The following is a 19,635-nucleotide window of genomic DNA, read 5'->3' as shown; positions in this document are numbered from 1 at the left end:
CAGGCGGTTGCGGCTCGACGCGCTAGAGGTGAACGTCGACGCCCACCGGTTGTACCATTGCCTCGGTTCCGTCGAGCTCGGGAGGGACGTCGAGGGGCCCGCGACCCGCATCCGGATGGTGGCGCGCGTCCTGAGGTCCTCGGTGCCCTTGCGAGCCGCGCTACGCATGACAAATCAAGTGAACGGCGTTATTTTGACGGTGACGTAGATAACCGAACCCGGGGGTTGGCATGAAGACGCCGAGGCAACGAAGGCGCTGGCGATGGTCTCGCTGGGCGACTTCTCCCGCATAGTCTCCGCAATACACGCCGCCGCGATCACTCCGCAGCACTGGATCGAGGCGATGGAGGCAGCGCGCGCCACCTTCGCATCGACCAGTGCGGGCATGATCATGTGCGACGGGACGAACCGGGTCATCAAGAGTGCCAGTATCCCATCGGATGCGGAACGGGCCTACCGCGATCACTATCGCCGCGTCGACTACGTGCTCGACGCCGTCGAACACGGGCCCGTCGGGCTGATTCGAGGCGGCGTGCCGCTCATCGAGTTGAACGCCCGGTCGGAGTTCAACGGCGACTGGATGCAGCCCCACCACATGGACGACGGCTTGTTCGTCCGCCTCACCGACGGGCCTCTGCCGACGTGCTTCCTCGTCGCCACCTCGAAGCAGTACGACCCCTTCGCGACGCCCGAGAACGTCCGGTTGGTCAGCGCGCTGGTACCGCATCTACAACAGGCGCTGAGCACGCAGAACCACCTGATTGACCTGGTGCACAAGGCTGCCGACGTCGCCGAGGCCGTGGACAACATCCGCCACGGCGTGTTCGTCGTCGGACCGGCGTCCGCGGTGCTCTACCTCAACCGGGTCGCCGAAGACATCGTGGCCGTCGGCGACGGACCGTTCGTGCGGTCGGGCTGCCTCGGCATCAACATTCCGTCGGCCGACGCGACGTTGCACCGCGACATCGCGCACGCTCTCGGCGATGAATCCGGCGCTCGCCGCGGTAGCTCGATGCTGTGTCCGCGGACCGATGGAGAGCGGTCGTACGTCATCCACGTCGTTCCGTTCACCTCGGCCACGCCGGAGGCCCGCGACCCTCGGGCTCTCGTGATCGTGATCGACCCGGAGCGCCAGGCCGAACCAGAACGCGATCTGCTGAACCGTCTCTACGGGCTGACGAGGGCGGAGGCCGAGGTCGCCTTGAAGGTGATGCGCGGCGACGGCCTGAAACCGATCTCGGACGAGATGTCCCTATCCCTAGCGACGGTGAAGACGCACCTTCAGCACGTGTTCTGCAAGACCCACACGCACCGTCAGGCGGAGTTGGTCAGACTGCTCATGACGCTCGCGCCCTGACCCGTACGGTTCCTGCGGCCCGAACGCGCAACGTGAAGTACGAAGGACGGCAGCAACATTCGACTCGGAGCCTCCAACATCCCCGTCACGCGCATGAATTCCTGAGCGACGTAGGAATCCGTTTCAGCCGCCGTCAGCACGCGGTCGACGAAGGCGTTCGTGACGCGCATCGACAGCGACCGTGGTCCCGCCACCTCCGGTAGCGCCAAGTCGGAGCCGACGGCCGTCTGCCAGGCCACCCGAATCTTCTTCGCCGTCGCCCGATGGAATCGCCGTGGCAGACCCACGTCTCCCCGTCGGAGGCAATCGCGCAGGATCAGCGCTTCGATCGAGGCTATTGTCATGCCCTGGCCATAGATTGGGTTGAAGCTGCACACCGCGTCGCCGAGCACGACGAAGCCGTCGGGCGTGCGGCTCATCTTGTCGTAACGCCGCCACCGGTTGGCTGGGAATCGATGGACGCTTACGTCCGCGAGAGGCTCCGCCGCGCGAGCCGCGGTCAGTGCGTGTGGCGGAATCAGGCCTTCCGCGAAGTCGAGCAGATCGGTGCGATTGGTCGGCGGTTCCAATCCCCCGAGGGTGCCCGCGCCGACCGACCAGGTGTCCTCCTCACATCGGAACATGACAAAACCCCGTGGGCGGCCGGGCTCGAACAGTCTGAAGATTGCGTGCTCGCGCAGAGCGCCCTCGGGTATCCGTACGGGCATGCTCGCGTAGGCGACGCGGACAGTGAGTTCATCCTCGACCGGCCTGCCGTAGCCGAGCCGCTCCAGGAAGACGGGCGTGCGGGAGCCGCGGCCGGTCGCATCGACCACCAACTGCGCATCCAAGGTCAGCACGGCGCCATCGGCGTGCCGATGAAGAACTACGCCCGTCACGCGCTCCCCCGCCGCAATCACGTCGACGAGGTCGTGGTGGTCGTGCATCGTTACGTTGGGCAGAGCGCGGACGTGGCGGCGCGTGTGGCATTCGATGAAGGGCCTGCTCGCGTAGTAGTTGATCAATGAGGACGGGTCTGGGATGCAACCCGTTTGCTTCATCAGATGGCCGCCGAAGAAGCCGTGGAATCGCGTCAGGTCGCCGTCGCTCCATCGGTGGGCGCCACCTGCTACCAACTCCTCGAGGAAACCAGGGAAGAGTTCCTCGACGATTTCGCCGCAGCGCGCCAGCAGCACGTGGGGTTGCCGACTCTGTGGCACGCCGCGTCGGGCAACGGGTTCGTCGTTGAGTTCGTCGCGTTCGACGACGGTGACGCGGTCGTAGAAGTCGCTGAGCACCCGGGCGGCAAGCAGACCACCCATGCTCGCCCCCAGGACTACCGCATGTTCGCCAATCCTGACCATTGCGTTGCCCTTCATCAGGGCCGACCCCCCGGTCGGCCTGCCTCAAACCAACCAGCCGTAGGGGAAACACACGTCATCCGAACGGTTGATCTTGGTCGCTGAGCGCTACCGTCGACCCATGCCCGCCGACGCACGCACCATCCTGGCCACCAGCGGCGGCCTGCGTGACGGCGTGCGCACGCGCTGGGAGTTCAGCCCCCTCACCGACTTCGCCGTCGAACTGGCGGGAGTGACGGGTCGCGCGCCGCGAATCTGCTTCGTCGCCACGGCCCAGGGCGACAACCCGGTCGCACTTCACCACCTCTATGAGGCGGCCCAGCTGCGGGGGTTCGCCGCGAGCCACGTCTCGCTGGTGCCGATGCCGAACGTCGATGACGTCGAGGCCCACCTGCTGGCCCAGGACGTGGTCTGGGTGGGTGGCGGCAGCGTCGCCGCACTTCTGGCACTGTGGCGCCTTCACGGTGTCGACCACGCGATGCAGGCCGCGTGGACGGCGGGTGTCGTGCTGACCGGCGTCTCCGCCGGGTCGATCTGCTGGCACACGGGCGGGACGACCGATTCGTTCGGTCCGGACCTGCGGCCCGTCACCGACGGGCTCGCGCTCGTCCCATACTCGAACGGCGTGCACTACGACTCGGAAACCCAGCGTCGGCCGCTATTTCAACGGCTGATCGCCGAGCGGGCCCTCGATTCCGGGTACGCGACCGACGACGGTGTGGGCGTTCTCTACCGCGGCACGGAGTTCGTCGAGGCCGTCGCCGAAGCGGACGCGGACGCGGCGGGCGCCTACTTCGTCGACGCCGACGGCCAGGGCGGAGTCACCGAGACCCGCCTCGACACCCGGCGGCTCCAGAGCGACTAGAGGCCGAGCAGTTCGGGGAGGTCGGCGACCGAGTCGATGACGTGGTTGGGCTGCATGGCGAATTCGTCTGCGGCCCAACGGTCCAACGTGTCCTGACGAAACTTGCCGGTGCGCACCAGCACGCCGGTCATGCCCACCACCTGGCCGGCGAGGACGTCGTTGTTGAGATCGTCTCCGACGACGTACATCTCCTCCGGGTCGACGCCGAGCCTGCCCGCCGCGGCGAGGAAACCCGCCGGTGCCGGCTTCCCGACGGCCGTGGCCTTGCGGCCGGACGTCTGCTCCATGCCGATGAGGTACATGCCGGTGTCGATGCGCAACCCCTCCGCGGTGTTCCACACCGTGCTGCGGTGCATCGCCACCACCGGAACGCCCTGCACCATCCAGTCGTAGACCCGGCTCAACGTGATGTGGTCATACTCCGAGCCGGCGCCGCCGAGAAGGATCACGTCTGGAATGTCGGGATTCGAACCCACCACGTCGTGTGCGTAGACGATGTCGATACCAGGCATGTCCTCGGCGATCTGCCCACTGTTGACCAGGAAGCACCTGGCGTCGGGATGGCGGTCACGGACGTAGTCGGCCGTGAGCACGGCGGCCGTGATGACCTCGTCGGACGTGACTTCCATACCGGCTTCGGTCAGCAGTCCGGCGATCTGGACCCGGGTCTTGGTCGTGGTGTTGGTGAGATACGTCCTGGCGATCTGGTTGCCCGCCAGGACGCGCAACGTCTCCGCGGCACCCGGGATGGGCTTCCAGGAAGTCACCAGGACACCATCGATGTCGAACAGCACTCCACCGATAGCCATGCGCCGAGGTTAAACGGCCAACGTTTCAGCGCAACTCGGGCCCGGTCGACCGTGGGCCCAGTCATTCTCGACCACCCAGGGTGACGCGGTCGCGGCCACCGACCAGGCAACCTCGGCGGGTAGGTCGAGCACCCGGTAGCCCTTGACCCCGGCAGCGGTGGCCGCGACCAGCGTCGCCACCCCGGCGCGGCGCTGAAACCAGGTCTGCCGCACGGTCCAGCCGATGATCCCCGCCGCGGCGATGCAGTCGCGACGCCGGTCGACGCTGCCCGCCCGCGCGACCAGCCAGCCGTCACCGACGCGATGCCCCAGCGCACGCGAACGATCGGCGGCGAGGAACGCGGCCGCCGCGGTCACCAAACCGAACACCGCCCACGCCCAGAGCGGCACCGGGACGACGAGCAAGGACCCCGCCAACGCCCCGCCGAGCAGCGCAGGAAACGCCAGGGCCCTGCTCCAGCGTCTGCGGATCGCGACTGCGCCGTGGCCTCTCAGCTCACCGGTGACCACCTCGGGGCGGCCGATCAGTTCGGTGAGCACCCCCTGGACCGTCGCCACCGGACAGGGCGGTAGCAGCAGCGACGCCTCCCCCGACCCGTCGACACCGGTCATCACCGCATCCAGCCGCGCGCCGCCGAACATTCGCACCAGAAGCGGCTCGCGGACCGTGCCGCCGCGCAGGCGTCGCATGTCGAACGTGTGCTCGCGCGCCCGGAGCAGTCCGTGCTCGAGGTGCAGCACGCCGGTACCGCCGTCGTCGCGTCGGGAGAGCACCAGGTTGCCGAAGGTCACCAGCGACCGCACCACCGACAGCAGGACCGAGAGCACCAGCACTACGACGGCGGCCACCGCGACCGTGACGACGACGCCGAATCGCTCCGCGGCATCCAGTCCCTCTCTCGTCAGCTCCGAATCCTCCAGCGCCGCAATCGCTCCCGTCTGGTACACCAGTCCAATGGCCGCGGCGATCATCGCCAGCCCGGTGAAGCTCAGCGGGCTGTAGCGCAACCATGACGGCTGCCACCTGGCGATGACGCGATCGTGCGCCGGAGCCTCGACGCCTACTACCAACGAGTCGGCGAGCAGGATCGCGCGCAAGCCGGGCACCTCCGCGGATCGGACCGCATCGAGGGCGAATTCGGCGTCACCCCTGACCTCCTGACCCGTGCCGACCCTGACGACGGTCAGGCCGAGCAGCCGGTGCAACAGCCGGGCCTCCGTCGACACCGATCGAATCCTGTTGCGCGGCAACGAGAGAACCGTGCGTTGAAACACGCCTTCCCGCCGCTGGATCTGTTCGCCGTCGATGCGATAGGTGGTGGTGAACCACCGCGCGATGCCGAGCACGACGAGAAGCACCAGCGCCGCGACCGCCCACATCTGGTTGCCGGTCGCCGACCCGAGCACCACCGAGCCGATCAGCAAGGGGAGTTGCCGCAGCAGCTCGTGCACGGGATGGACGAGCAGCATTCGGGGGCTGAGCCTGCGCCACTGCGCAACGGGCGGCTCCGTCACGTCGCGTCCCGGTCACCGATCGCGGCGACGTCGGTCAGTCGGGCGACGATCCGGTCGGCGACGTCGGAGTCCAGCGCGACGATCCGTACGGCCCCCGCCGACGAGGCGGTCGTGACGGTGACGTCGGCCAGGCCGAACAGCCGGTCGAGGGGTCCGCGGTGGGTGTCCACGGTCTGCACCCGGGAGATCGGCGCAATGCGACGCTCCTGCACCCACCAGCCCGTCCTGGTGTAGACCGCAGGTGTCGGCGAGTCCAGGGAGACGTCCCAGCGGTGCACCCGGTAGCGCCACAGCGGCGCGACCACCACGAACGTCACGATGCCCAGCACGGTCACGACGGCCGCGGCGGCATGCAGCCAGTTCGCGCTGGTGTCCAGCGCGAACCACACCACCTGCGCCACCGACAGCAGCGCCCACGGGATGGCCGCCGCGATCGCCCAGACCAGCGGGGCCTTGCGGCTCGGCGGGTTCGCGGGGTCGACGAGTGTCACCATCACCCTGAGTATCGTCTTGCCCATGAGCTCAAACACCAAGTGGACGGCAGCCGAGGTGCCCGATCAGACCGGTCGCGTCGCCATCGTCACCGGCTCGAACACGGGCCTGGGATACGACACCGCCCTGGTTCTCGCGGCCCGCGGCGCCCACGTCGTGCTGGCGGTGCGCGACACCGACAAGGGCAAGGCCGCGGCGGCCCGGCTCGTGGGACGGGTGCCCCGTGCGAACGTCACCGTGCAGCCTCTCGACGTGGGCTCACTGCAGTCCATCCGCACCGCTGCGGCCGAGCTCAAGAGCGCCTACCCGCGCATCGACCTGCTGATCAACAACGCGGGCGTGATGTACCCGCCGAAGCAGGTGACCAAGGACGGGTTCGAGCTTCAGTTCGGCACCAATCACCTCGGGGCGTTCGCGCTGACGGGCCTGCTGCTGGAGAACATGTTGCCGGTCGAGGGATCGCGCGTCGTCGCCGTCGCAAGCATCGCGCACCGCATCCAGGCGGCCATCCACTTCGACGATCTGCAGTGGGAGCGCAGCTACAACCGGGTTGCCGCCTACGGCCAGTCGAAGCTGTCCAACCTGCTGTTCACCTACGAGCTCAACCGCAGACTGGCCGCCAGGGACGAGCCGACCATCGCCGTGGCCGCGCATCCCGGTATCTCCAACACCGAGTTGATGCGTCACGTCCCAGGTTCCGGGCTGCCGGGTTTCCGGCAGGCGGCCGGGCTCGTCACGAACACCCCCGAGATCGGCGCGCTCGCGACGCTGCGGGCGGCTACCGACCCGAACGTCAGGGGCGGCCAGTACTACGGCCCCGATGGCTTCCGCGAGCTGCGCGGCTACCCGAAGCTGGTGGAGTCGAGCAAGCAGTCCCACGATCAGGACGTGCAGGGTCGGCTGTGGGCCGTGTCCGAGGAGCTCACCGGCGTCACCTACCCGGTATGAGATCCGTCGAAGAGCACCAACGGGTCATCGCCGAGCTGATCACGCCGCGCGAGCCGGTGAACGTCGCCGTCGGTGACGCGCTCGGCCTCGTCCTCGCGGCCGACCTCGTCGCTCCGCTGTCGTTGCCCGGGTTCGACAACTCGGCGATGGACGGATACGCCGTCGTCGCCGAGGACATCGCCGGCGCGTCGGACGAGAACCCGGTGAAACTTCCCGTGGCCGAGGACATTCCGGCGGGCCGCACGGACTCCCTGGTACTGGAACCCGGCACCGCGCACCGGATCATGACGGGCGCGCCTCTGCCCGCCGGGGCAACGGCGGTCATCCCGGTCGAGGCCACCGATGGCGCCACCGACACCGTGGCGATCATGGCGAGCGCGAGGCCCGGCCAACACGTCCGACGCGCGGGTGAGGACGTCACCGCGGGCACGACGGTGCTGCAGGCCGGCCAGGTGCTCACGCCCGCCGCGCTCGGACTTGCCGCGGCGCTCGGCCTCGGTGAGTTGAAAGTCATTCCGCGGCAACGCGTTCTGGTGATGTCGACGGGGTCGGAGCTGGTGGGTCCCGGCACGCCGCTGCAACCCGGTCAGATCTACGAGTCCAACGCCGTCATGCTGGCGGCCGCGGTCCGCGACGCGGGTGCCGACGTCGTGACGTCGTCGATGACGGAGGACGACGTCGCCGTCTTCCGGGCGGAGTTGGAGACGCACGCCCGCGACGCCGATCTGATCATCACGACGGGCGGCGTCAGCGCGGGCGCATACGAGGTGGTCAAGGACTCCCTCGGGGACGAGGTCGACTTCGTGAAGGTCGCGATGCAGCCGGGCATGCCGCAGGGGGCCGGGGTCGTCTGGGGGACGCCGATCATCACCCTGCCCGGCAACCCCGTCAGCGCCCTCGTCTCGTTCGAGGTCTTCATCCGGGCGCCCCTCCGGGCGGCGATGGGTCTGCCGCGCCCCGACCGGCCGCGCCTCGTCGCCACCCTGCTCGAGGACCTGACGTCGCCGCGCGGGAGGCGTCAGTTCCGCCGCGGCGTGCTGGACCGGCGGGCAGGAGCGGAGCGACCGGGGAATGGAACCGACGGACCGACGGTCACCAGCTACGGGCCACCCGCGTCGCATCACCTGCGGTGGCTGGCATCGGCCAACTGCCTGCTGGAAATCGGCGAGGACGTCGCGGAGGTGTTGGCCGGTTCACCGGTGCGGGTATGGGATCTGACGTAAACACCCCAACGCACACGTAGAATCGACACCCCATGGCCAGACCCGCGCGACCCGCCGATGCCGCCAACGAGTCCGAGATCTCACGATTTGTTGATCTGGTCCGTTCCACCGTTCCTCCCGTTCACCCCGCCGGCCTGCCGTTCATCGCGGGCGGGCTGGGGCTCGCCGCCGCTGGCCGCAAGCACGGCTGGGTGCGCAACGCCGGCCTGACCGCCGCGGGAGCCTGCGCCCTGTTCTTCCGTCACCCGCCTCGGGTCCCACCCACCAGGCCAGGTGTGGTGGTCGCGCCGGCCGACGGGCTCGTCACGTTGATCGAGCGGGTCCGCCCGCCCGCCGAGCTCAACATGCCCGACGTGCCCATGACCCGGGTCAGCATCTTCCTGTCGATCTTCGACGCTCACGTGCAGCGGACGCCCGTCGCCGGTGAGGTGATCACCGTCAAGTACCGCCCCGGCCAGTTCCGCTCGGCGGACAAGGACACCGCCAGCGAGGTCAACGAGTGCAATGGCGTGTGGTTCCGCACCGCCGACGGCGTCGACGTGGCCGCGGTCCAGATCGCCGGCCTGATCGCGCGCCGCATCGTGTGCAACGCGCGCATCGGGGACAAGGTCGCACTCGGTGAGACCTACGGACTGATCCGCTTCGGCTCGCGCCTGGACACCTACTTCCCGGAGGACGCACGGGTTCTCGTCGAGATCGGCCAGCGCGCCATCGGCGGCGAGACCGTGCTCGCGGAGTTGGCATGACCCGCGCCCAGGGCCAACCTGCACGTGGGCTACGCATCCTGCCCAGCGCGACGACGGTTCTGGCGATCTGCGCGGGGCTGACCTCGATCAAGTTCGCCCTCGACGAGAAGCCGTGGATCTCGCTGGCGCTGATCGGCGCAGCCGCGGTCCTCGACGGCATCGACGGCGGCATCGCCCGCGCGCTCAACGCTCAGTCCCGGATGGGCGCCGAGATCGACTCGCTCGCCGACGCGGTGAACTTCGGCGTGGCGCCGGCCCTGGTCATCTACGTGACCATGCTGGAGCATTCGCAAGTCGGCTGGATCTTCGTGCTGCTCTATGCCGTGTGCGTCGTACTCCGGCTGGCGCGCTTCAACGCACTGCTGGACGACGACACCCGGCCGGCCTACACCCGCGAGTTCTTCACGGGCATGCCCGCGCCGTGCGGCGCCATCGGCTCGATCGGCCCGCTGGTCGCCATGATGCAGTTCGGTCAAGGTTGGTGGACGTCGCACTGGTTCGTCTGCGCGTGGCTCGCCGCGAATGCGGCGCTGCTGGTCAGCCGCGTGCCGACGCTGGCGTTGAAGTCGATCTCGGTCCCGGAGAACGCCGCGCCGATCCTGCTGATCCTGGTGGCCGCGGCCGCCGCGGGTCTGCTGCTGTTCCCGTACGTCCTGGTGCTGCTGATCATCGCCGGGTACCTGTGCGTCATTCCGTTCACCATCCGTAGCCAGCGTTGGGTCGCGGCACGTCCGGAGGCGTGGGATGCCAAACCGCAGCAGCGTCGGGCGGTCCGCCGCGCGGCGCGGCGCGCGGAGCCCAACCGCCGGTCGATGGCCCGCCTCGGGCTGCGCAGACCCGGTCCTCGGCGGTAGAGGTGACCAAACACATGACCGAGGCGTTCGACGACCCTCCGCTCGGCCGCCTCCCCCTCACGGCCCGGCTCAACACCTCGGCCATGGACTCACGCCGCGGCGTCGTTCGGCTGCATCCCGAGGCGCTCGCCGCGCTCGGCATCCGGGAGTGGGACGCCGTGTCGCTGACCGGTTCGCGCACCACCTGCGCCGTCGTCGGCGTGGCGAGCGCCGACACACCAGTGGGCACCGCACTGCTCGACGACGTCACGCTGTCGAATGCCGGACTCCGCGAGAACACCATCGTGCTGGTGGCACCCGTCACCGTGTACGGGGCGCGGTCGGTCACGGTGAGCGGTTCGAAGCTGGCCACCCAGTCCATCTCGTCGGCCACGCTTCGACTTGCCCTGCTGGGAAAGGTGATGACGGTCGGCGACACCGTGTCGCTGTTGCCGCGCGACCTCGGTCCCGGCACGTCCACGTCGGAGGCTTCGTCCGCCCTGACGGCCTCGGTGGGCATCACCTGGACGTCGGAGCTGCTGACGGTGACGGGCGTGGATCCCGGCGGTCCCGTGAGCGTGCAACCGAATTCGCTGGTCGCCTGGGGTGACGGTACGGCCTTCCCGAGCGAGCCCGTCACCGCTGCCCACACCGTCACGGGGCCCCATCGGAAGCCGAGCGACGAGCCCGCGGCGGCGGCGGTGTCGATCGACGATCTCAGGGGGGCCCATACCCAGGCCGGTCGCCTGACCGAGTGGCTGAAGCTCGCCCTCGACGAACCGCAACTTCTTCAAACCCTGGGCGCCAAGGCCAATCTCGGCGTCCTGGTCTCCGGGCCCGCGGGCGTCGGAAAGGCCACGCTGGTGCGTGCGGTGTGCGCCAAGCGCCGCCTCGTCGAACTCGACGGTCCCGAAGTCGGGGCCCTGCGGGCCGAGGACAGGCTCGCGAGTGTTCAGTCGGCGGTCGCCGCCCTCCGCGATGGGGGCGGTGTTCTGCTCATCACCGACGTCGATGCCCTGCTGCCCTCGACCGCGGAGCCCGTCGCGACGCTGATCCTCACCGAACTGCGGGCCGCGGTGGCGACCCCGGGTGTGGCCTTCATCGCGACGTCCGCGGTGCCGGACGCGGTGGACGCCAGGCTGCGCGCGCCCGACCTGTGCGACCGCGAGCTGGGGCTGAGCCTGCCCGACGGTGCGACCCGCAAGGCCCTACTCGAAGTGCTCCTGCGCGGCGTACCCGCCAAGGACCTCACACTCGACGAGATCGGCGAGCGCACACCGGGTTTCGTCGTGGCCGATCTCGCCGCCGTGGTACGGGAGGCCGCCCTGCGCGCCGCCGCCCGCGCCAGCGCAGACGGGCAGTCACCCGCGTTGACTCAGGACGACCTGACCGGCGCGCTGTCGGTGATCCGCCCGCTGTCCCGTTCCGCCACCGAGGAGGTCGCGGTCGGGTCGGTGACGCTCGACGACGTCGGCGACATGGTCGATACCAAGCAGGCACTCACCGAAGCGGTGCTCTGGCCGCTGCGGCACCCCGACACCTTCGAGCGACTCGGCGTCGAACCGCCACGCGGCGTGCTGCTCTACGGACCGCCCGGGTGCGGCAAGACGTTCGTCGTACGGGCGCTCGCCAGCAGTGGCAGGCTGTCGGTGCACGCGGTCAAGGGCGCCGAACTGATGGACAAGTGGGTTGGGGCGTCGGAGAAGGCGGTGCGCGAATTGTTCCGCCGCGCCCGCGATTCCGCGCCTTCCCTGGTCTTCCTCGACGAGATCGACGCCCTCGTGCCGCGGCGCGGACAGAGCTTCGACTCAGGCGTCACCGACCGCGTCGTGGCGGCACTGCTCACCGAACTCGACGGCATCAACCCACTGCGCGACGTCGTCGTCCTCGGCGCCACCAACCGACCCGATCTGATCGACCCGGCGCTCCTGCGTCCCGGGCGTTTGGAGAAGCTCGTCTTCGTCGAACCGCCGAACGCCGATGCGCGACGGGACATCCTGCGCACGTCGGGGAAGTCCATCCCGCTGAGCGCCGACGTGAACCTCGACGAACTCGCCGATCAGCTCGAAGGTTACAGTGCTGCCGATTGCGTTGCGCTGCTGCGGGAGTCCGCACTGACGGCGATGCGACGTTCGATCGACGCAGCCGACGTCACCGCCGCCGACGTGGCGAAGGCCAGAGCCACGGTGCGTCCGTCACTCAATCCGGCGCAGGTGGATTCACTGCGTGCGTTCGCCGAGGGGCGATAGTCGCCAACAGTCGGGTGGCTAGGGTCGGGCCTCGAGGACGAGGTTGAACGGCGTTTCGGCCGCCCGCCGGAAACGTGTGAAGCCGCCCCCGTCGACGACGACTTCGCGTAGGCGAGCTTCACCCGCCTGGGCGCCGAGTGCGGGCCCGTTGCGCGCAAGTGAAACGGGTACGCAGATCTGCGTGGAGGCGCCGTACATCACCCGGCCCACCGGGTTCAGGTTGTCCTGCACCGTGTCGTTCGCGAAGGGTTCCACGAACATCGCCGTTCCGTCGTCCTTCATCGCCTGGCGCGCGTGCCGGGATACGTTGATCGGGTCGGCCATGTCGTGCAGGCAGTCGAAGAACGCGACGAGGTCGAAGCCCTTGTCCTCGTAGCCGGTCGCATCCGCGACCTCGAACCGCGCGTTCGCCGCACCTGCCGCCGCGGCCTTCTCGCCCGCAACCCTGATCGAGTCGGCGTGGTAGTCGTACCCGACGAACTCCGAATCCAGGTAGGTCGTCGCCATCAAGATGGTGCTGGCACCGTGCCCACAGCCGACGTCGGCGACCTTCGCGCCGCTCTGCAGTTTGTCGACGACACCGTCCAGGGCGGGCAGCCAGGAGCCGATCAAGTTGGCGTTGTAGCCGGCGCGGAAGAACCGCTCGGTCCCCTCGAACAGGCACGGATGGTGGTCGCCCCATTCCATGCCGTCTCCGGACTTGAAGTTGCCGAGTGTCCGCCCAAGGGCGTGAAACGTCGCTTCGACGATGTTGTAGGCACCGGGCATGTCGACTGGGCCGTTCGGGTCGGCCAGACACAGCGCCTGCTCTGGGCTCAGCGACCACTTGCCGGATCCGGGGTCGAACTCCACATATCCCCCGGCGCCCTGATTGCCGAGCCATTCGCGGACGTAGCGCTCGTTGGTACCGGTGCGCTGTGCCAGCTCGCCCGGAGTCAGCGCGCCCTTCGCCAGTTCGCGGTAGAGCCCGAGCCGATCGCCGACCAGTATCAACGTCGCGCTCATCGCAGCACCGAGATCACCCACGGCCTTGCCGAGGAATTCGTTCAGCTTGGCTTCGTCGAAGGCCATGGCGTTGCTCGTCTCGTCGGCTGGGTCTCGTATACCCAATGATGAGAACTACGTCAGACCAGCGTTGGACATTGACACAATTGGCGCGAACGGCGCCAGGTCGGCTCGGCGAGCGCCGCCAGTCTGCCGAGCGACGCGTGCAACCGGTCGGCGGTGGTGGCGCGGGCGCGCACCATCCGCTTCTCGTCGGTCAGCCGAGACCAGTCGTAGGTGTGCGTGACGCGGGTGTGCGTGTCGTCCACGGGTGGCAGCTCCCACCGCCAGAGGTGACCGGGCGGTGCCGCACCCGGCTCGGACGGCTGCCACGCGATGAGCCTGCACTCCTCGAACTCGACGACGTGGTGTTGTCGTTGCCATCCCAACGCGGCTGTTCGGCCGGGTCGGCGATCAGTTCGAAGATCCGATCGGCCGGCGCGGAGATGTCGAGACTGGCGCTGACCACTCTGTCGTCGGTCCCCATGCCGCCATTCAACCGCTTAGTCCGCACCGTTGACACTCCTATAGTGACATGTCATAGTTGGAATGTCGTGAACCAGGCATCGTCAAGATCGGAGTTCGAAATGACTTCATCCGTCCAGCCCCACACCGACACCCGCGCAGGCGATCACGAACGCGAGACGACCGCCGGCCTCCTCGGTCAGGCCCTCGCCCAGGGGTATCTCGACATGGCGGAGTACGAGGATCGCGTCCGGTCGGCGTTCGCCGCCCACACCACCGGGGAGCTGAAGCAGCTGCTCGGCGACCTGCCGGTGCACCAGCTACGCCGCACCGACCCCCGCAGGCGTTCCGCCCGTCAGGAGGCCGCCCGCATGTCGGTGCGCCTTCACGTCGCGGCCTACCTGCTGATGGTCGTCATCGTGTTGACCGTCTGGCTCGCGGTCGGGCTTTCGGCGGGCGCCTGGTACTTCTGGCCGGTCTGGCCGATCCTCGGCGCGGGCATCGGCGTTGTGGCCCACGCCATTCCGATCGGACTGGCCACCCGGCCGTCTGCTTAGCACGGACATCCGCGAGCCCTGTACGCGACGCCGAGTGGAGCGGGAGCACCGCCCACGTAAACTGACGTGAGACATAGCCCGCCCCGGCCTGATGCTCTTCGCGCAAGCGCTCATCGCAGGCTGACACCCCGAATGGTCGGAGTGCCATGCTCGCCATCCTGTACGCCCACGCGATCGCCGCCCTCGTGGCGCCGGTCCTCGTGCACCGTTGGGGACGGCGAGCCTTCTACCCATTAGCCCTCGTTCCGCTGAGCTCGCTGGGTTGGGTGGCGCTGATTTGGCCGGGTCGAGGCGAGCAGACCGTCCACCTCGACTGGGTGCCCGAGCTGTCAATGGACATCACGTTCCGCTTCGACGCACTGGCGGCGATCATGAGCGTGCTGGTGCTCGGCGTCGGCGCCCTGGTCCTGTTCTACTGCGCCGAATACTTCCACCACCACGACGGTCACACGGAGCGCAGGCTCCCCAGCTTCGCCGCGGAACTCGTCGCGTTCTCCGGCGCCATGTTCGGGCTGGTCGTCAGCGACAACATGCTGATGCTCTACGTGTTCTGGGAACTGACGACGGTGTTGTCGTTCCTGTTGGTCGGCCACTACGCCGAACGCGCCACCAGCAGGCGTGCCGCCACCCAGGCCCTCTTGGTCACCACCGCGGGTGGCCTGGCGATGCTCGTCGGCATCGTCATCCTGGGCGAGCTGTCCGGTACGTACCGGCTGTCCGAACTCGTCGCCGCACCGCCGTCGGGCACGGTTGCCGCCGTCGGCGTCGTGCTGATCCTGATCGGAGCGCTGTCCAAGTCAGCGATCGTGCCGATGCACTTCTGGCTGCCCGGCGCGATGGCCGCCCCGACGCCCGTCAGCGCCTATCTGCACGCGGCCGCGATGGTCAAGGCCGGGGTCTACCTGGTTGCGCGCATGACCCCCGGCTTCGCCGACTCACCCGGGTGGCGCCCGATCATCGTGACGCTGGGCCTGGCCACCATGCTGCTCGCGGGGTGGCGCGCGGTGCGCGAGTACGACCTCAAGCTGATCCTGGCGTTCGGCACCGTCAGCCAGCTCGGGCTCATCACCTTGATGGTCGGTGCGGGCGGCGGTGACCTCATGCTCGCCGGGCTCGCGATGCTGTGTGCGCACGCGATGTTCAAGGCGGCCCTGTTCATGGTCGTCGGCGTCATCGACCACGCCACGGGAACCCGGGACATCCGACGGCTGGCCTGGCTCGGCGACCGGCAGCGCCCGCTGCTGATCATCGCCGTCGGCGCGACCGCCAGCATGGCGGCCCTGCCGCCGTTCCTCGGCTTCGTCGCAAAGGAGGCCGACCTCACCACCTTGGCGGAGAGCGCGTCGCTCGGCGCAGCGGCACCGTACGTCCTGGCCGGGGTGGCGTTCGGCTCCGTGTTCACCACGATCTACAGCCTGCGGTTCATCTACGGCGCCTTCGCGCGCAAGGGCCGAACCGAACCGAGTCAGCGGGTGGCCGACATGCACCGGCCGACAACCACCTTCCTCGCCGCTCCGACCATCCTGGCGGCGGCCGGGCTGGTGTTCGGCATCTGGCCCGCGGGTCTGGACCACGTACTCGACGAGTACGCCGACACCGTGCCGGGCGGTGCCGACTACCACCTTGCGCTGTGGCACGGCGTGAATCTGCCGCTGCTGCTGTCAGTCCTGGTGCTCGCCGCCGGTACTGCCGCCTTCTTCGCGAGGAACCGGCTTCGCCGCGCCCGGGTGGGATACCTGCCGCTGGGCAACGCCGACCGCATCTACGACGCGGTGATCCGGGGCACCGACGTCTTCGCGGTCCGACTCACCGCGCTCACCCAGCGCGGGTCGATCCCCGCGACCCAGGCGGTCATCCTCTCGACGCTGGTGCTGCTACCCACCGCCATGTTGATGATCGGCGCGCGGGATCGTCCGGAGCTGAAGCTATGGGACTCACCTCTGCAAGCGGTCGTCGGACTCATCATCCTGGCCGCGGCACTCAGTGCGACGCTATTGCGCAACCGGCTCGCCGCGGTCCTGCTCGTCGGCGTGACGGGATACGGCTGCGGGGCGATCTTCGTCTTCCACGGCGCACCCGATCTCGCCCTCACCCAGTTCCTGGTGGAGACGTTGACGTTGGTGATCTTCGTTCTCGTCCTGCGGACGCTGCCCGCGGAGGCGAATCAGGCCAACATCAATCGGCATCGATTGCCGCGACTGGCGTTGTCCCTGGCGGTCGGCATCAGCGTCACCACGCTCGCGGCGTTCGCGATGGCCGCGCGGATGACCACGCCAATCGCCGAACTGTTGCCCGACGCCGCCTACTACCGCGGGCAGGGCTCAAACACGGTCAACGTGCTGCTGGTCGACATCCGCGCCTGGGACACCATGGGCGAGATCTCGGTACTCCTGGTGGCAGCGACGGGCGTGGCTTCAATGGTGTTCCGCAACAGGCGCTTCGGCTCGGCACCCCGCGTAGCGGACGCCGGGCAACCGGACATCGGCCGCATCCCCGTGATCGCGACCAGCCCGGCCGTCGGCGACGTCACCTGGCTGCGCGGCAGCGAGCTCCGCGACCCCCGATACCGGTCACTGGTCCTCGAGGTGGCGACGCGGATCATCTTCCCGCTCATCATGGTGCTGTCGTTCTACTTCTTCTTCGCGGGCCACAACACGCCGGGCGGCGGCTTCGCGGGAGGACTGACCGCCGGGCTGGCGCTGGTGCTGCGCTATCTGGCCGGTGGTCGCTACGAGCTCGGGGAGGCGCTGCCCGTCGACGCGGGCAAGCTTCTGGGTGCGGGCCTGCTCCTGTCGGCGGGGACGGCGGTCACGTCGCTGTTGCTGGGCGCACCCGTCCTGTCGTCGGCCGTCATCGAACTGGACGTCCCAATGCTGGGGCACGTCAAGCTGGTCACCGCACTGTTCTTCGACCTGGGTGTGTACCTGATCGTCGTCGGCCTGGTGCTCGACGTGCTGCGCAGCCTCGGCGCGCGCGTCGACGTCGAGATGGCGGCGGGGGCACGACGATGACCTCCTACCTCGTTCCCCTCGTCCTGATCGGCGGCCTGATCAGTGCCGGGGTGTACCTGCTGCTCGAACGCAATCTCACCCGAATGTTGTTGGGGCTGTTGCTGGTCGGCAACGGCGTCAACATCCTGATCCTGACCGCCGGCGGGCCGTCCGGCAATCCGCCCATCCGCGGGCGGACCACCGAGGGCGAGACGACGACCGCCGACCCGTTGGCGCAGGGCATGATCCTGACCGCGATCGTCATCACGATGGGCATCGCCGCGTTCGTGCTGGCACTGAGCTACCGCTCGTACCGGTTGTCGAGGGCCGAGGAGGTCGCCAACGATCCGGAGGACACCCGCGTCTCGGAGCTGTCGGAGAAGTCGCTGGGCGCGATCGACGAAGACCTCGTGACGCATAACCCCCGCCGCGACACCGACGAGCCCGACGAACTGGACGCGCTACCCGGACACGAGGGTTCCCGATGAGCCTCTCGGCGGTGTTGACGCCGCTTCCGGTGCTGATCCCCACCCTGGCCGCGGCGATCACGTTGTTCGCGGGCCGCAAGCCGCGGCTGCAGCGCGCCATCGCGTTGATGGCCCTCTCCGCGGTGGTCGCGGTCTGCGCGGCCCTGGTGTACCTGGCCGACCGCGACGGCACCATCGCGGTGCACGTCGGCGGGTGGGGTCAATCCGTGCCCGGCATGGGACCGCTGGGCATCACGCTGGTGGTGGACCGGCTCTCGTCCCTGATGCTGCTGGTGTCGGCCATCGTGCTGCTGGCCGTGGTGTTCTACGCCATCGGTCAGGGCATCCGGGACGGCGACGAGCGCCAGCCGGTGTCGATCTTCCTGCCGACCTACCTGGTGCTCTCGGCGGGTGTCTGTACCGCGTTCCTGGCGGGCGATCTGTTCAACCTGTTCGTCGGCTTCGAGGTGCTGCTGTCGGCCAGCTTCGTGCTGCTGACCATCGGCGCCAGCACCGACAGGGTGCGGGCGGGCATCGCCTACGTGATGGTGTCGATGGTGTCGTCGCTGATCTTCCTGATCGGCCTCGCCATGATCTATGCGGCGACGGGCACGCTGAACATGGCCGAGCTCTCGGTGCGGCTCGACGACATTCCGTCGGGCACGCGTGGTGCCATGTTCGCGGTGCTGATGGTCGCGTTCGGCATCAAGGCGGCGGTGTTCCCGCTGTCCACCTGGCTTCCCGACTCGTATCCCACCGCGCCGGCGTCCGTCACCGCGGTCTTCGCGGGCCTGCTGACCAAGGTCGGCGTCTACGCGATCATCCGGGCCCATTCGCTGCTGTTCCCCGGTGGCGCGCTCGACAACGTGCTGTTGGTGGCGGCGTTGGTGACGATGCTCGTCGGCGTCTTCGGCGCGATCGCGCAGAGCGAGATCAAGCGACTGCTGTCATTCACGTTGGTCAGCCACATCGGCTACATGGTGTTCGGCATCGCCCTGGGTAGCGAGCTCGGCATGTCCGGCGCGATCTACTACGTTGCGCACCACATCGTGGTGCAGACGACGCTTTTCCTCGTCGTCGGCCTCATCGAGAGACAGGCGGGGGCGTCGACCCTGCAGCGCCTGGGCGGGCTGGCCGTGGCCAGTCCGCTGCTTGCCCTGGTGTTCATCGTGCCCGCGCTCAACCTCGGTGGCATCCCGCCGTTCTCGGGCTTCATCGGCAAGGTCGCGCTGTTGGAGGCGGGCGCGCAGGACGCCTCGGTGCTCGCGTGGATTCTGGTGGCGGGCAGCGTCGTGACGAGCCTGCTGACGCTGTACGTGATGACCAGGGTGTGGACGAAGGCGTTCTGGCGCGCACGGGCCGACGCACCGGAGGGCGCTTTGGCCGACCTCGCTCCCTCGGCACTGCTCGACTACTCGGAGGAGGACGGCGCCTATGCCGACCGCGATGACGTCGGCCGGATGCCGGTGGGCATGTTGATTCCGACCGGTGCGCTCATCGCAGTGGGCCTGGCCCTCACCGTGTTCGCCGGACCGATCTTCGCCTTCAGCGAGCGGGCGGCAGCCGAGGTCCTCGACAAAGGTCAGTACATCTCGGCGGTGCTCACGCCGTGACGAGAAAACTCCTGTTGCGGGCCTGGGTGCTGTGCGGGCTGATACTCGTGTGGATGCTGTTGTGGGGCAACGTCTCCGCGGCGAACGCGCTCAGCGGCCTGGCCGTCGCACTGGTGATCACC

The 19,635-nt window shown here is 68.6% G+C and carries 16 protein-coding genes and 2 pseudogenes; 12 read left to right on the top strand and 6 right to left on the bottom strand.

Annotated features, from left to right (window positions below):
* Positions 1-262 precede the first annotated feature (262 nt).
* Complete coding sequence (locus VET27_RS23015) at positions 263-1,357, top strand: helix-turn-helix transcriptional regulator (protein WP_526521916.1); 1,095 nt, start codon at positions 263-265, stop codon at positions 1,355-1,357.
* On the opposite strand, the gene VET27_RS23010 is transcribed toward VET27_RS23015, so the two are convergent.
* Positions 1,315-2,715: an FAD-dependent oxidoreductase gene (locus tag VET27_RS23010; protein ID WP_526521915.1), complete on the bottom strand. Its 1,401-nt coding sequence runs from the start codon at positions 2,713-2,715 to the stop codon at positions 1,315-1,317. The genes VET27_RS23015 and VET27_RS23010 overlap by 43 nt on opposite strands.
* Before the next feature lie 103 nt (positions 2,716-2,818).
* Here VET27_RS23010 and VET27_RS23005 point away from each other — a divergent pair, with 103 nt between their 5' ends.
* On the top strand, positions 2,819-3,562 hold the full coding sequence (locus VET27_RS23005; protein ID WP_526521914.1) for a Type 1 glutamine amidotransferase-like domain-containing protein: 744 nt from the start codon (positions 2,819-2,821) through the stop codon (positions 3,560-3,562).
* On the opposite strand, the gene VET27_RS23000 is transcribed toward VET27_RS23005, so the two are convergent.
* Genes VET27_RS23000 through VET27_RS22990 form a run of 3 tightly spaced genes read right to left on the bottom strand, consistent with a single transcriptional unit; the run spans position 3,559 to position 6,404 of the window.
* Positions 3,559-4,371: an HAD-IIA family hydrolase gene (locus VET27_RS23000; protein ID WP_526521913.1), complete on the bottom strand. Its 813-nt coding sequence runs from the start codon at positions 4,369-4,371 to the stop codon at positions 3,559-3,561. The two genes, VET27_RS23005 and VET27_RS23000, sit on opposite strands and share 4 nt — an antisense overlap.
* A gap of 9 nt (positions 4,372-4,380) precedes the next feature.
* Positions 4,381-5,841, bottom strand: coding sequence for a PH domain-containing protein (locus VET27_RS22995; RefSeq protein WP_526521933.1), 1,461 nt, complete (start codon positions 5,839-5,841; stop codon positions 4,381-4,383).
* A 41-nt stretch (positions 5,842-5,882) separates the two neighbouring features.
* Entirely contained in the window at positions 5,883-6,404 is a 522-nt protein-coding gene (locus VET27_RS22990; protein ID WP_526521912.1) for a PH domain-containing protein, read from the bottom strand.
* Here VET27_RS22990 and VET27_RS22985 point away from each other — a divergent pair.
* From VET27_RS22985 to VET27_RS22965, 5 genes are read left to right on the top strand one after another with little or no spacing between them, the layout of a single operon-like run.
* Positions 6,403-7,326, top strand: a complete 924-nt coding sequence (locus VET27_RS22985; RefSeq protein ID WP_526521911.1) for an SDR family oxidoreductase — start codon at positions 6,403-6,405, stop codon at positions 7,324-7,326. The two genes, VET27_RS22990 and VET27_RS22985, sit on opposite strands and share 2 nt — an antisense overlap.
* Complete coding sequence (gene moeA, locus VET27_RS22980) at positions 7,323-8,549, top strand: molybdopterin molybdotransferase MoeA (protein WP_526521910.1); 1,227 nt, start codon at positions 7,323-7,325, stop codon at positions 8,547-8,549. Before VET27_RS22985 ends, moeA begins: the two co-directional genes overlap by 4 nt.
* Positions 8,550-8,581: 32 nt before the next feature.
* Positions 8,582-9,295 carry a phosphatidylserine decarboxylase gene (locus VET27_RS22975; RefSeq protein WP_526521909.1) on the top strand — a complete coding sequence of 238 codons (714 nt, stop codon included), beginning with the start codon at positions 8,582-8,584 and terminating at the stop codon, positions 9,293-9,295.
* Positions 9,292-10,149, top strand: coding sequence for a CDP-alcohol phosphatidyltransferase family protein (locus VET27_RS22970; RefSeq protein ID WP_526521908.1), 858 nt, complete (start codon positions 9,292-9,294; stop codon positions 10,147-10,149). Before VET27_RS22975 ends, VET27_RS22970 begins: the two co-directional genes overlap by 4 nt.
* Before the next feature lie 14 nt (positions 10,150-10,163).
* On the top strand, positions 10,164-12,377 hold the full coding sequence (locus tag VET27_RS22965; RefSeq protein ID WP_526521907.1) for an AAA family ATPase: 2,214 nt from the start codon (positions 10,164-10,166) through the stop codon (positions 12,375-12,377).
* Positions 12,378-12,395: 18 nt separating this feature from the next.
* On the opposite strand, the gene VET27_RS22960 is transcribed toward VET27_RS22965, so the two are convergent.
* Entirely contained in the window at positions 12,396-13,448 is a 1,053-nt protein-coding gene (locus VET27_RS22960; RefSeq protein ID WP_526521906.1) for a class I SAM-dependent methyltransferase, read from the bottom strand.
* Positions 13,449-13,501: 53 nt separating this feature from the next.
* Positions 13,502-13,908: pseudogene (locus VET27_RS22955) on the bottom strand (SRPBCC family protein).
* A 100-nt stretch (positions 13,909-14,008) separates the two neighbouring features.
* On the opposite strand from VET27_RS22955, the gene VET27_RS22950 reads away from it, so the two are divergent.
* From VET27_RS22950 to VET27_RS22930, 5 genes and pseudogenes are all read left to right on the top strand, one after another.
* A complete protein-coding gene (locus tag VET27_RS22950) occupies positions 14,009-14,443 on the top strand; it encodes a DUF1707 domain-containing protein (protein ID WP_526521905.1) in 435 nt (144 codons plus the stop codon).
* Between the two features lie 146 nt (positions 14,444-14,589).
* Positions 14,590-17,454 (top strand): Na+/H+ antiporter subunit A, encoded by a 2,865-nt coding sequence (locus VET27_RS22945; protein ID WP_526521904.1) that lies wholly within the window; start codon positions 14,590-14,592, stop codon positions 17,452-17,454.
* Positions 17,451-17,921: a Na(+)/H(+) antiporter subunit C gene (locus VET27_RS22940; RefSeq protein WP_526521903.1), complete on the top strand. Its 471-nt coding sequence runs from the start codon at positions 17,451-17,453 to the stop codon at positions 17,919-17,921. The genes VET27_RS22945 and VET27_RS22940 overlap by 4 nt, the downstream gene beginning before the upstream one ends.
* A complete protein-coding gene (locus tag VET27_RS22935; protein WP_526521902.1) occupies positions 17,918-19,513 on the top strand; it encodes a Na+/H+ antiporter subunit D in 1,596 nt (531 codons plus the stop codon). Before VET27_RS22940 ends, VET27_RS22935 begins: the two co-directional genes overlap by 4 nt.
* Positions 19,510-19,635 (top strand): annotated as a pseudogene (locus tag VET27_RS22930) (Na+/H+ antiporter subunit E); the annotation flags it as partial. The gene VET27_RS22935 and the pseudogene VET27_RS22930, both read left to right, overlap by 4 nt.

Source organism: Mycobacterium sp., assembly GCF_035633495.1.
Lineage (GTDB): Bacteria > Actinomycetota > Actinomycetes > Mycobacteriales > Mycobacteriaceae > Mycobacterium.
Note: the sequence above shows the minus strand (reverse complement) of the source record. Positions and strands in the feature narration are given on the sequence as shown.